The 14,056-nt window shown below is 31.4% G+C and carries 10 protein-coding genes; 4 read left to right on the top strand and 6 right to left on the bottom strand.

What is annotated here, in order from left to right:
* Positions 1-60 precede the first annotated feature (60 nt).
* Entirely contained in the window at positions 61-867 is an 807-nt protein-coding gene (locus RAH41_RS11515) for a M15 family metallopeptidase (RefSeq protein ID WP_331222622.1), read from the top strand.
* 62 nt (positions 868-929) lie between these two features.
* On the opposite strand, the gene RAH41_RS11510 is transcribed toward RAH41_RS11515, so the two are convergent.
* Positions 930-2,150, bottom strand: a complete 1,221-nt coding sequence (locus RAH41_RS11510) for a helix-turn-helix transcriptional regulator (protein WP_331222621.1) — start codon at positions 2,148-2,150, stop codon at positions 930-932.
* 415 nt (positions 2,151-2,565) lie between these two features.
* Here RAH41_RS11510 and RAH41_RS11505 point away from each other — a divergent pair, with 415 nt between their 5' ends.
* Entirely contained in the window at positions 2,566-6,720 is a 4,155-nt protein-coding gene (locus RAH41_RS11505; protein ID WP_331222620.1) for a S8 family serine peptidase, read from the top strand.
* A gap of 198 nt (positions 6,721-6,918) precedes the next feature.
* Here the strand turns inward: RAH41_RS11505 and RAH41_RS11500 are convergent, their stop codons facing one another.
* The 4 genes from RAH41_RS11500 to RAH41_RS11485 all read right to left on the bottom strand — a co-directional run bounded on the left by RAH41_RS11500 (position 6,919) and on the right by RAH41_RS11485 (position 12,454).
* Complete coding sequence (locus tag RAH41_RS11500) at positions 6,919-8,946, bottom strand: acyltransferase family protein (protein WP_331222619.1); 2,028 nt, start codon at positions 8,944-8,946, stop codon at positions 6,919-6,921.
* Between the two features lie 249 nt (positions 8,947-9,195).
* A complete protein-coding gene (locus tag RAH41_RS11495; protein ID WP_331222618.1) occupies positions 9,196-10,068 on the bottom strand; it encodes a DUF3298 and DUF4163 domain-containing protein in 873 nt (290 codons plus the stop codon).
* Between the two features lie 24 nt (positions 10,069-10,092).
* Positions 10,093-10,578 carry an RNA polymerase sigma factor gene (locus RAH41_RS11490; RefSeq protein WP_331222617.1) on the bottom strand — a complete coding sequence of 162 codons (486 nt, stop codon included), beginning with the start codon at positions 10,576-10,578 and terminating at the stop codon, positions 10,093-10,095.
* A 577-nt stretch (positions 10,579-11,155) separates the two neighbouring features.
* Positions 11,156-12,454: a polysaccharide deacetylase family protein gene (locus tag RAH41_RS11485; RefSeq protein ID WP_331222616.1), complete on the bottom strand. Its 1,299-nt coding sequence runs from the start codon at positions 12,452-12,454 to the stop codon at positions 11,156-11,158.
* Positions 12,455-12,781: 327 nt separating this feature from the next.
* Between RAH41_RS11485 and RAH41_RS11480 the strand changes: the two genes are divergently transcribed.
* Positions 12,782-13,012, top strand: coding sequence for a hypothetical protein (locus tag RAH41_RS11480; RefSeq protein WP_331222615.1), 231 nt, complete (start codon positions 12,782-12,784; stop codon positions 13,010-13,012).
* A gap of 323 nt (positions 13,013-13,335) precedes the next feature.
* The gene (locus RAH41_RS11475) at positions 13,336-13,470 is read left to right on the top strand and encodes a hypothetical protein (RefSeq protein ID WP_331222614.1); all 135 of its coding nucleotides are present in this window, start codon (positions 13,336-13,338) and stop codon (positions 13,468-13,470) included.
* Positions 13,471-13,816: 346 nt separating this feature from the next.
* Here the strand turns inward: RAH41_RS11475 and RAH41_RS11470 are convergent, their stop codons facing one another.
* On the bottom strand, positions 13,817-14,005 hold the full coding sequence (locus RAH41_RS11470) for a hypothetical protein (protein WP_331222613.1): 189 nt from the start codon (positions 14,003-14,005) through the stop codon (positions 13,817-13,819).
* Between the last annotated feature and the right edge of the window lie 51 nt (positions 14,006-14,056).

The following is a 14,056-nucleotide window of genomic DNA, read 5'->3' as shown; positions in this document are numbered from 1 at the left end:
TTACGACAACTAACAAATAAAAAACGATAAAAGTATAGAAACTTTAGGAGGAGACAACCATTGTCCAGAGTTATGAAAAATCGTAGAAAAAAACCAATTTTAGGAATCGCAATTTCCTTAGTTTTAGTAGCTGGAGTTGCAGGTACTCTCTATGAAAAAAACAAAGAACCTAAAACGATTGTGATTAAAAAGAATTCAAAAGTTAAAAATGACATTGTAAATAATGATAATGTACTAAATTTTCCTGATTATTATAAAACGACAAAAGAAGATGAATCTGGATTATTAGAAGTATTAAACGTTGATTCAAATTTAGTCTTAGTTAATAAAGATCGAAAGTTACCAGATGGTTATGAACCTAACGATCTAATCTATCCATCTATACCACTAAATGGGGCAGTAAAAGATAAAACTAGAATGAGAAGTGAAGCTGGACATGCATTAGAAAAGTTATTTGCTGGTGCAGCTGCGGATGGCTATACATTAACTGCAATTTCTGGCTATCGTTCGTATGATCGACAAGTTGCTTTATACAATAATTATATTTCTGTACACGGTGAGGAATGGACTAAGGCATACAGTGCATACCCAGGAACGAGTGAACATCAAACTGGACTAACGATGGATGTTTCATCACCGGCATTTGGTAATGCTTTAGAAGTAGGTTTTGCCAAAACACCTGAAGGAACATGGCTAGCAAAGCATGCTCATGAATACGGCTTTATTATTCGTTACCCAGAAGATAAAGTTGATATAACAAAATATCACTATGAACCATGGCATATTCGTTACGTTGGAAAAGAATACGCTACTTATTTATATAAGAATCATCTTGCGCTGGAAGAAGCGATGCCAGCCAAAAAATAATATGAACAAAAAGGCATGTCCCATTCGTATGAGACATGCCTTTTACTATCTACAAAATACTATTACTGATTGATTAAAGTATTTGCCATACCTAGTGCCTTACGGGTCTGTTTCCGTTTAGAATAATAGTTAAACAATTCTTTTTCTGACTGATTGATTAAATAAGCGAATCCTACTTTTTTAAAATATGGTAAAGAATGATCGGCCAAATATTGGTGATATTCTTGTTCTTTTTCTAAGATTAAAAAGTCTAATAAGATGAATAGATTCATAAAAAGTTTGTCATTTTTTTTTGAAGCAATGTCAAACCCTTTACCTACATACTGTAATAATTCATCTTTAGATAATAGTTCTCCGTAATAGGAACTTCTTATATACCCTTCCATGGAAAGTAAGTATGGTATAGAGTTAGAATCCTTCAACTTCATAGACTCAAAATAGTATTTTTTTGCTAACTCATATTTTTTTCTTCGGTAATATTCAAAGGCTAAATTATGATATACCCTTGCTTTTCGGTCTAAAGATCTACATATTTCACAGCTTTGGATTAAGTTTTCAAATCTTTTAATCGTCTCTGAAAATTCTTCATTATCTTTAACTTGTATTAGCATAAGCATTTCGGAATCGATTACACGAAGATAGGAATTAATACTTTTGAAATACTGACGGGCTTTATCAGCATAAAAGTAAGCCATAACAGGTAAATCATTAGAATGGTAAGCAGATGCTAAATGATAATAATATTCCTCATTGGCATATTCTTCAATCTTAATTTTCTTTAAAACTTGAATGGCAAGTAAAGGTTCATGGTTCGTTAAGTGATAAATACCTTGCACATGTCTAAAAAGATTTATTTCATATGGTGACAATTTGTGTTTTATTTTTTTTATTTCATTAATGAGCTCTTTTGCTTCATTCATTAAATTACTCATTAATAAATATCTGATGCGAAGTAATTTATATTGATTAACATAATTTGAAATTTGAATTAACTCTTCTTGCTCAAGTTCTAAGTTGATTTCCTCTATTTCGTCAAATAGCTGCATTACAATAGACTGCTGCCAACTATTTATACGCATTTTAATATTTTTTAATTTTAAAATCTCATTTTCGATTTTTATTCCAAGTCGATCCGATAGTAGGGCTATAATTTCATTTGCATATTCAGTTTGAGATCTTTCTATTTTACTAATATGCGTACTAGAACAAATTCCCTTCCCTAACTGTTCTTGTGTTATCTGAGATTTTTCTCGATAATATTTTATGATTTTCCCCTCATACATAACAAATTTCTCCCTTTGTAAAGCTTTTTATTAATGGTTTGAGCAGCAGAAAACCATCGATTCCCCCAAGTTAATAATAAAAATTTCTATTGAATTTTAATAGTTTCTTTCCAAACACAATCTTTATATCAATAAATTTAGTAAAATATGAGATTTAATTCTAAAAAGAAAAATTAATTATGAAGATTAATGTCGAAATAAGGATTATACGTGAAAATTTGGTCTGAAATAACCCCCATTTACCACGAAAAATAGCTAAATTAAAATCAAATTATTAGATTTGTCTAATTATTCTAATTTTACATTATTTTTTAAATTGGAGGAATGAATTAAAGTTAGTTTATTTGATCATTTTTTCATGCAGTACGATTTTTTTACTTAATTTAACTTAATCTAGTAGAAGGAGCGCATCGAAATGAAGATTAGAAATAAGAAAATGCTAAATGTAATGGTAACAAGTGTATTAACTACAAGCTTTTTTACATCTTATTTAATGCCTCAAAAAAAATCTTATGCTACCTCGAACTCTGTAGAATCAATCTTAAAGGGGTTAACAGATGAGCAAAGACAATCGATTAAGCGTTTAACTCCTCAAGAAGGATTCGTGATCGACCCTAGTTTATTATCTTTAAAAGATAAAACTGCAAACATAATCGTTGAACTAAAAACATCTCCAGTTGAAAATGGTCAAGATAGGAAATTAAAAGAGGTATCTAAAAGTAAGAAAGAAAAAATTAAAGGTGAACAAGAGTTCTTTAAAAAGCGATTAAAGGAATTATGGGATAAGAAAAACGAAAAGGTGGAAGTAACTAAGCAAGCTAAGGAGAAGACAAATCAGTTTCATATTAAACAATCATTTGAAAATGTATTTAATGGAGTAGCAATGACGATTCCGACAGATCAAATTAATTTGCTTCTTCAAACAGGTGTTGTGAAACGAGTATGGAAAGATAACAAAATTAGTGTACCAATCAATGAACTTTCTGTTAATTCTTCTACTAAAAATAAAAGTGTTCCACCAGCATTACCACTTATGGGTGTAGATCGTTTACATAACGAGGATATAAATGGCCAGGGGATTAAGGTAGGAGTTCTTGATACGGGTATTGACTACAATCATCCGGATTTAAAGGATGCTTATAAAGGTGGTTATGATTTTGTAGATAATGACTCGGATCCAATGGAGTCTACACCTGCAGATCTTTCTGCTTCGGGTGAGCCGGCAGAAATTGATGGTCGCCCATTTGTTACTGAGCATGGAACGCATGTAGCAGGTACGATTGCATCAAACCCACGAAATAACGTTGATTATGCGATGACTGGCGTTGCACCTAATGTTGATTTATATGCTTACCGTGTGTTAGGGCACTATGGTTCAGGTTATGATTCTTGGATTATAGCCGGTATAGAAAAGGCTGTAGAAGATGGTATGGATGTAATTAATCTTTCTTTAGGAAACAGTAATAATTATTCTTTAGATGCCACAGCAGTAGCGATTAATAATGCAGCATTGCAAGGTGTAGTTCCCGTTGTAGCAGGGGGTAACGCAGGTCCTACGCCAGGTTCATTAGGTTCTCCTGGTTCATCACCGTTAGCTATAACTGTTGGAGCAAGCGATGTTCCTACAGATATACCAACTGTACAGACGAGTCTAGGGAATGTTTCAGTTAAAAATGAGTTAATGGCTCACGGTTTAGGGAAAGATTATGTAAGTATTCTTGATAAAGAACTAAATGTAGTAGATGTAGGAATAGGTACCGAAGAGGATTATACAAATAAAGACGTAAATGGAAAAGTGGCTTTAATATCACGTGGTACTTTATCTTTTGATGAAAAAATCCGTCGTGCTCATGAAAAAGGGGCAGTAGCAGTGTTAATTTATAACAATATAGAAGAAGAGATTCCTTTCTTCTTAGGAGAAAACTTTGGATATGCACCAACCTTTAAAATGAGTCAAGAGGAAGGAGAAAGTATTGTTGATGAACTCAATAAAAATCCGAATGTTAAATTAAAAATGACGGATTTACAGTCAAATATGACATCTGGTGACGTATTAGCAGACTTTAGTTCCAGAGGACCAGTAAATAATAATTTTGATATTAAACCAGATGTTGTGGCACCAGGTGTTTCGATTTTCTCAACCGTTCCAGAATATATCAATAATCCTGGGGAAGAAACGGATTATTCCACTAGTTACGCGAGTATGGATGGAACTTCAATGGCTACACCGCATGTTGCAGGTGTAGCTGCATTATTACTACAATCTCATCCGGAATATACTGTAGCCGATGTAAAAGCTGCACTTATGAATACAGCAGATCCATTAAAAGGAAGAACATATAATGTAAATGAAGTTGGAGCTGGACGTGTGGATGCATATGAAGCAGTTCATAACACCACTTTAGTAGAAGTACAAAATAAAACGTACACATTAGATGAAAATGGGTTTAAAAAGCAAATTGATGATGTCTCAGGTTCATTACCTTTCGGAAGTATTACACAAACAAGCGAGGAACAAAATCGAACAACATCAATTAGTATTAAAAATTTAAGTAAAAATGTTGAAACATATCAAACAAGAGTAGAATTTTTAAGGAGCAATGATGTTTCAAAGGATGCTAGTAAAAATGGAGTAAAACTCGAATTGCCTTCTAAAGTATCAGTTGATGGAAATAAAAGTGTCAATCTAGAAGCCAAAGTAACAATACCAAAAACTGCTGAGTTAGGCATTTATGAAGGATATATTTATGTAGAAAATGAATCAAAAACACAGGAGTACCAAATTCCATTCCACGTGAGATACACGACAAGTGGCTTTGCAAAGGTTGATTTCTTTAAAAATGCCATTACAAATGACTTAAGTAACTTCCATCCTGATATACTACCTTTTACACCAGTTACAATAAGATTAAATAGTGAAATGAAAAAAATCGATGTCGTTGTTAGCGATCTATCTGGTAAACCGATTGGTCTGTATGGTACTTTCGATTTAGATGGTGCAAATGTTGATACAGACTACTTAATTATGTACGGCTTTTCAGGTGATGTAAAATTATTTACTGGTGACCCAAATAAGCCACTATCTCTAGAGTATGAATCATTAGATGAGGGCAAATATATTGTTTCTTATATTGGTACAGATGCAGATGGAAAAACCTATAAAGTAGACAATGATATGGTAATTGATAATACACCTCCGAAAGTAGTATTTGATAAAAAGACAGGTATTAATGAAATTTCTGATGCAGATTTAACAACCGAAACGAACCCAATGGATGGTAAAGATTACAAAGCTTTCTGGGTTCACGGGAATGTATACGACGATACGATTGATTATTTAAAGAGTAAAGGACATGATTTAACGCAGGAAGCAAATTCAGTTTATGCATATCAAGATTCCTCATGGCCGACAGCACAATTTTTCCCAACTAAAAATGGAGACTTCAAATTTGGTGTATTACCAGAAGAGTATGCAAATTACCCTACGAACATAGCAATCTATACTTATGATTATGCATCAGCGGGAAATCCAATTTTCCCAGACTTTACAATTATGAATAAAGGTGATCGATATTCAACGATTAATACAAAATCTAAAGAAGTGACACTTGGTTCAGAGTTTACAAGTACATTTACGGTCCACAACGCAAAAGATTTAACAAGCGCCAACGCGACAATAAATATTCCAAACTATTACAAAGTTATGAGTGTAAAACAATCGGGACAATTAGATGAGTTAATAAAGAAAAATAATTGGAGTATTCGCATTGGAAAACCACAAGTAATAGAGGATACCTGGTCAAGTAATACAACACTTTCAATTGATATTAAGGATAAAAAGACAAATTTACCAGTGAAAATTAATGGCAATATTGATTTGTTGGATATTAATTTCAAAGTTGTGAGTGACCTTAATTATATGAGGGAGAGTGGCTTCTATTATCAAGAGTCAACATATCAAACAAATGAAGGGAATAAGGTTACGTTACCGACATATGCTAATCGCTTTAAATTCATCGCCCACCATTCAGTGGTAGAAGGGTATTTCCACGGTGAGGCAGTTAACTTTTATAACTACGATTTAGATTATTCGAAGTTAGGTGTAAAAGCATATGTTGTAGATAAAAACGGTAAACAATATAAAGCGGATATTTCCGAAAATGGTTATATGACGATCTTTGATATTCCGGCAACTGAAGATGATTATACACTCGTAGTTAACATTCCAGGACACTATGAATATAGTAGAAAAATTAAATTAGGAAAATTAATAGATGGAAAAATCCAAGGTATAGACTATATCGCTTATACTGATACTGCAGCGGCAGGAGACATTAATGGAGATAATGTAATCGATATTTATGATGCAAAGCTTATTGCAAATAAAGCTCAGGAAACTGGCGATATGTTGAAGGAAGATCTAAATAAAGATGGAGTAGTTGATAGAAAGGACTTCAATTATGTTGAAAAGAACTTTATGACAACAAATCCATTTTTCCCTACATCTATAAAACCAGTTGAAAAAACAGGTAAATTAACATTAGAAGAATTGAAAAAGAAATTTAACTAGATTGCAAGATTAGGTGATTTTGCGATAATAAGCCACAGGAGAATTTACCTTGTGGCTTTTCTCTCGTTTTAAAGAGTTTAGATAAACATTATGATGAAACCATAGTAAATTTAATCATAAAAAAATGCACCCCTTACATTTGGGGTGCACTTCAATTTTAACTTGCGGTCTTTTACCATGTATCTAATTCAATCGGTGTTACTTCCAAGATTCAATGGCATTTGTTAGTAATGAGGCAAATACTTTTGCACCATTTGGTTTTAAATGAACACCATCTGGAGAAAAATAGGAATTATGATTTGCGCTAGCACTATGCCAGTCTACAACTCTAGTATTTGAATATTTACTTGAAACTTCCCTTAAAGTTTTATTAACAATCGATTCCCAAGGTCTTGGTACACGTGTGTTAACAAATAAAATTTTTCGATCTTTTCCAATTAAATCTATAAGAGAAGACATTTGTTTAACGGTAAACGGACCGTTTGTACCTAGCTCTATGACAACAATATTACCAAGCGAATTTGTATTTTTTGCTTGTTGAATAATTGGAGATGCTTCGGTAAATTGTCTTCCTATTTTGGCATTTACTGAAAGAGATGAATATGTTTTTTTGAGTTCAGGAATCGAATTAATAACGATAGAATCTCCTATGATAAACACACTATTGTTTGAAACAACCGGCTTATTTGTTTCAGCAGGTTTATTGTTAGTAGTAGTATCTGGAGTTTGATTGTTATTTTGACCTGGTTTAGTAACTTCAGATGTTTGACCATTATTATTTTGCTTATTCGTATTGTCAGTAACTGGCTTTTCATCTTTATTTGCGTTTTTTTCTTCATTATTTACATTTTTTTCGTCATCTTTTTGCTGAATTGGCTTAGTTACCTGTTTATCGTGATCAACTATAGCTGTTGAAGGAGGTTTTTTCGTATCATTTTCAACAACAGTTTCAGATGATTGCTTTGATACGGATTGAACCGATTCAATTTGTGAGCTTGCTTTTACACCTTTCGCATCAGGGAGAACAGATAGTCCAAAGCTTGCGATACCAGATAGTAAAATAAACGTACTAATAATTACAATATGTTTATGAAAGAATTCTTTTAAATTTATATTCCCTGCGAGGAAGTTCTTCCAAAGTATACCTAGTTTACCTTTCCTAATTGGGTCTTCAATATAGTGATAGGATAGTGCTGCAAGAACAAAAATTAAAGTAATTTGACAAATTGCTCTAAAAAGTGAAATATCGCCAGTGTTAACCTTAGGGGAAAGTAAAATAATTACAGGATACTGCCATAAATAGACTCCATATGAACGTAATCCAATCCATTTCAATGGTTTCATTGATAGGAATATACCAATCTTACTTGTAGGGTGAGCGAGTGCTGCGATTAACATTGCAGCAGAAATAGACAATAGGAACATTCCTCCGCGATAAAGGAAACTATCATATTGATTTGTTTTACCGACCATAAGTAGAAAAATAAGTAAACCAGTAATCCCAATTAGATCAATTAAAATCTTTCCAGAGGTTGTAACGTTATTTGTAAGTTTTCGGCTAGGCCATACTAATGCTAAGGAAGCTCCTATTAATAATGAAAAAGCTCTCGTATCAGTACCGTAATAGACCCTACTAGGATCACTACCCGGATGGAATAATATAGCCATCAGTAATGCAGAAACGATTGCACCAATTAATGTATACAAAAATAGGCGATCTTTATTTTTAATATATTTTAATCCTAATAATGTAAGGATTGGCCAAATAATATAAAATTGCTCTTCAACTGCTAACGACCAAAAATGATTTAAGATTGATGGATTTGCAAAAGACTCAAAATACGAAAGATGATGGAAAATATACCACCAGTTACTGTAATAAAATATTGCAGCTACTGAATCTTGTTTTAGATTTCCGATCATTGATGAGTTGAATAATGAAACAAATGCAATGACGATTAGTAGTAAGGTGAACATTCCTGGTAAAAGTCTTTTAGCGCGGCGGTACCAAAAACTTTTTAAGTCGATCCTTTTATTTGTACTCCACTCGGCAATTAATAAATCAGTAATCAAATACCCTGAGAGTACAAAGAATACTGTTACTCCTAGGAACCCACCAGAAGCCCAAGAAAAATTTAAGTGATATGCAATGACCGATAAAACTGCTAATGCTCTAAGCCCGTCTAATCCAGCCATATAACGAAACGGTTTATTAGTATTAGACATAAGCAGAACCTCTTTGTTTAAACACCTCATAAACCATTTCTTTTTCGAAAAAATGTTGAGCTCTTATAAAATTTAATTTCTTAACTGTCTGAACCGCGAAGTTCATTACTAATTTCCCCTTCCCCTAATTTAACTATTTATATCAGCCTTCTTTATATATATTTGGCTTTTTCTTTAATGTATTTTTTTCTTTAAAGAGAGCCAAACCTAATGGATTAAGAGCGGCTCCTTTATTCGTTTGTTTAAGAGTTATCTAATATAATGATGTCCAACTAAAACATTTGAAAGAACATCAGTTGGAATCGTGAATTCAACAACACCCATATAACCTGGGGCAACTTCATATTTATCAAATGAAATAACAAGCTTATGATCTTTATTTATATAAAAATTTTGATTGTCTTTAATGGTTACGAAAGGATCAATTGAATAGTCAAGATTTGCCTCCGGTATCCAGTATACCTTACTTTCATCTTTTTTCATCTGCTCTTTCATTTGTTCTTTAATGTTTTCACTAATTATTTTTACATATGATTTATCTTTAAAAAGAATAGGTAATGACAATAAAATTTCCTTTTTCTTGTCAATTGTGTCAAATTTCATAGTTGTTGAGGAGGAAGCAGCAGTATTAACAACATATCTTTCAATCGACAATATGTCCTCATTATCTGTTTTAACTTCATAACCACTATCAATTCCTAAGTGTGCACCAGAATCTTTTTTGACAGATTCCGTTTCTTTCATAAATTGATCATAGAGCTTCTTATTTTCTTTTAAGTATTTTTTGTTCAAGCTTTGCTCTAAATCTTTATTTTTTAAATTTTTAACTGCTGGGACTTTTAAATTAGCCTTATAAGTTGGCTCGTCTACAGTATATTCAGTAAAAGTTAATACATTAACTACATCTCCAAGTATTGGAACATTCGATAATGTCTTTGCAAAAGTCGAACTAGTATTAATTGATAAAACAAATAGTGCAGCAGTAAAAAAACCTGTAATTGACTTTAGAGGGAATCTTTTTTGTATAGAACGTTTAATTGCTTTTTTAACAATAATGTCCAAATTATCAGGGATAGGGACATTTTTATAGTCCGATCTTAATTTTTCTAATTTTTTATCCAACTAATTGGCCTCCCAAAAATAAATTCATTTCATTTTAATCCGGAGTATTTCTAAAGCTTTATATAAACGAGTTTTTATTGTATTTGGACTCTCCTGTAAAATTTCAGCAACTTCTTCAATCTTTAAGTCTTCGAAATACCTGAGGACAATTACAGCCCGATATTTAGTTGGTAAAGATTCTAATGATCTTTCTAAATCAATATCTGTATAATTATCATCCTGTCCTGAAGAATATAACTCAATCGTTTCTTCATCCATTACAGTTACTTTTTTTTGTTTTCTTAAAAAATCTAATGATGTATTTACTACAATTCTATAAAACCAACTTTTTAAAGATTGTTCATTTTTTATTTTATCTTTTGAGGAAATGGCTTTATGAATAGAATCTTGTAATATATCCACCGCATCTTCTGAATTTTTAACGTAGCTATAAGCTAACCGGTAAAAATCGTCTTTATTATTAATAATAAAATCTACAAGTTCCTTTTCTAAGTTAGATTTCCCCTTCATTTAAAGAGCTCCTTTTTTGAGATACGTATCTAAGAAGGTACACATTATAAAAGACGTATACCGATTCGAAAAAGTTTTATAAAAAGTAAAAAATATTTAAGGAAATTTTTACTAAAAATCAACCTAATAGTTTAATGGAATTTCGGCCTAAATTAGTAGTATACAGATGACATACTTATTCGTAAACAAACTATAGACGGTTAATTAAAAATAAAAGCCATAGCGTACGTCAGATCGAATCAACCGGCTTTTAACAGTATAAAAAGAACGAAAAAAAAGCAAGAATCTAGAAACCTGCTCTTTGTAGTCGTTCTATGATATATGATTAAAGTACACGATAGTCAATTGGTACAATTTGCTTGTGAGAAGTTTTCAATCGAGCAATCAAAAGGGGAAGTTGAATATGAACTTTTACCAGAGCTCAAGGAAAAGGAATTATGCAAGAGGCATTAAAATCAGTGTTAGCATATGGATTTAATACACTTGATTTACAAGTCATTGAAGTAGGAAAGGATTTTAAAGTTTAAACAAACGTTTGAATAAATAAGTAGTCGCTAAGCTAATAGCGACTACTTTATTAATTTAAACTAACTATTTTTAAATTTTTTGATTGAAGGTATTCAATAATTTGTGGTAAAGCATCTAAAGAAGGTTTAGTTTCGTGAAGTAGAATAATACTTCCAGATTCAGTGTGGTTTTTAACGTAATTTATAATTGTATTTGTATTGCGGTTCTTCCAGTCTTCAGTATCTTTATCCCATAAAACCATTTTAAATTGATGCTTTTGCATTAATTCAACAGTCGCTTGGTTTTTTGCACCATATGGTGGTCTGAAGAGAGTCGTGTCTTGCTTTGTAATATTTGTTATTAAGTTACTTGTTCTAACCAGATCATCTTCTTGATTCTTATAAGATAGTTTTAAGTAGTCATTGTGGTGCATGGAGTGGCTTCCAACCGAGTAACCGTTAGAATATGCGTATTGTACAAAATCAGGATATCTTTGAACGTTATCTCCGATATAGAAAAAAGTACCGCCTACTTTGTATTTTTTTAATACATTTACAATTTCCTTTGAATATTTCGAGGGACCATCATCAAAAGTAAGGGCAACGCTACCTTGCGGGATACTATAGTTAACTACATTGTTTAATTTTACAGTCGGATAAATTGATTGGACAGGTTTATTGATTGGTTCTTGCTTTATTGCATATCTAACATCAGGCTCATTTGTGTGTGAATTTGGTAGAGATACGTTTTTAATATTAGTTTTCTTTGGATCTTGTTTATCCTGATTTGTTTTAGTTGGTTTTTCTGGAGATTTTACATTTTGTGCCTTTGAAACACTTTCAGCTTTTGCTGGTTTTTTTCCGCAAAATAAAGATTCTGATTTACAAGTTTGACTCTTATAAGCTATTAAACTAATGGATAGTATACTAATAGCAGCAACAGTAAGCCAACCATAAAGTTTATAACGTTTCGATTTACTCGTTTCTTTTTTAGAACTGGATCGACTAATTGATAAATAAGGTAGATCAATTAAAATCCTAAGATCCTTCATATTTTTTATGGAGTGAAGTTGAAGATGAAACTCTTCTGAACAAGAAAAGTAAATTTCTTCACTCTCATTATTGTTTGATTTAGTTACAAAACTAGTAAACTTATTTTTATCCTCATCCCAAGTACTACATAAAGAAAGGCTAAACTTATAGTTATCATCAAAAATAATTTTTGATTTCATAAGATTGGCCGTTTCGTTGTCAATTTCCCAATGAAGTTCTAATTCTTGATTAAAAAATAGTTTTATATGCAAAAAGGATTTATCGAATTTTTGTTCGATTGATAAAAGATCAATAAGTTTTTCATTGTAAATTGACATAACTTCCTCCTATCTTGTAAAGAAATCATTAATTTTCGTTTATTCAAAGACAGTAAAGGCTGACCTATATCTTTTGTCATATGTATTTCTACTGTTTTTCTTTAAATATATTAGTCTATAAGGAAAATAATATGTAAAGATTTTCCCTATTAAGAACAGGTTTTTTAAATACATTAAAATATGTCGAATATTAAATTTGCCTTACAATTTAATTGTAAAGTACTGTAAGAAATTGTCAATTGAAGATTTGAAATTAGTCCCTTTGGAACAAGAGAATTAGGTTGAAAAGTATAGAAAGTACCATTTAATAATTTTTAATAGATTGGAATGACGTCACCATGGTTCCAATTCCAGGTAAAAGATAACAAATGGTATGAAGAGGAAATTGATTCAAAATTAGAGAATGAAGCATTATATACTGATAAGAATCGTAGTATGGTTATCCTTGATGAAAATCACAAAAAAATTGCTGAAGATTTTGCAAGGTACACTCATGTATTACCAGGTAAAGGTAATAAGTTTTATACATTTGAATTTGAAGATAAAGATAAATGGTGAAGGAATGAACGTATTTCCAAATAATTGATAAAACAAATAAAAATGTAAAAAAATCTAAAATTTATAAAATAAAACATAAGTAAATATTTTTATGGGACTCAATCAATGGTTGAGTCTTTTTTAGTGATAACAACAAAATAAATAATAAAATAGTAGAATGAATGATTATATATTTTGTCTTCAAATTCCACTTACAGAATAAAAAACTGGTAAACGGAAAAATAAGTTTATCAATATGTGCTTGTTAAGGAGTACTCTATGAAAAAAAGGAATCTGTCTTAAATTTAGGGAAAGAAAATTTCGGAAGTAAAGATATCAACTAAGTGGTACATGCAGCATTCGCACCCTATTTTCGAGCAGACCCAACTGTTGAAGATATCATACGTGAAGTTGAATTATCTAACCATAAGAAAAGGGAAGAACTTCAAGGTGAGAATTTAAAAAAAACAATCGAATGACTAGTGCGAAAAGGAATGTCCAATAAAGGGGCGTTCCTTCAGTTTTTTAATAAAAAATGGGCGAAAATAAACATGCGTGAAAAAGTATATTTAGTTAAATATGATGCTTTAAAATAATCATTAGAAAAAATTCATTTTAAAAAAACGTAACAGCATCTTTTTAAATAAAAGATGCTGTTTATTTCGTACATTTTTCACTAAATATCGAGATTTTTCTACTTAAAATGCACCACCATTAAAAACATTGTCGAATGATAATGGGTGAAGTGAAAAATTAAACGATTATAATAAAAACGAAGGAGGGAAAATTTGGAAATAAAAAAAGAGCATATAAAATGCTCCATTTTTAGTTTTTACAAATCTTACTCTGTTTAGAACGATTGGACTGCCGTAATATCACTCCAGCAACGATTAAAACACCTGAGAGTACATCTAATGTAATGTACACTTCTTTGGAGAAATACCCTAGACGATAGCCACCCGCAAGAAGTAAGACTATAAAACCAAGAATTAAAACAATATTTCCTAATTTCATTTGTTTCACCACCCTTTCAAGGGAAAAAAGAATATTTCTATTTAAGTAAGG

It is taken from the genome of Gottfriedia acidiceleris (assembly GCF_036421055.1).
Lineage (GTDB): Bacteria > Bacillota > Bacilli > Bacillales > Bacillaceae_G > Gottfriedia > Gottfriedia acidiceleris_C.
This window is presented reverse-complemented; position numbering and strand designations above follow the sequence as displayed.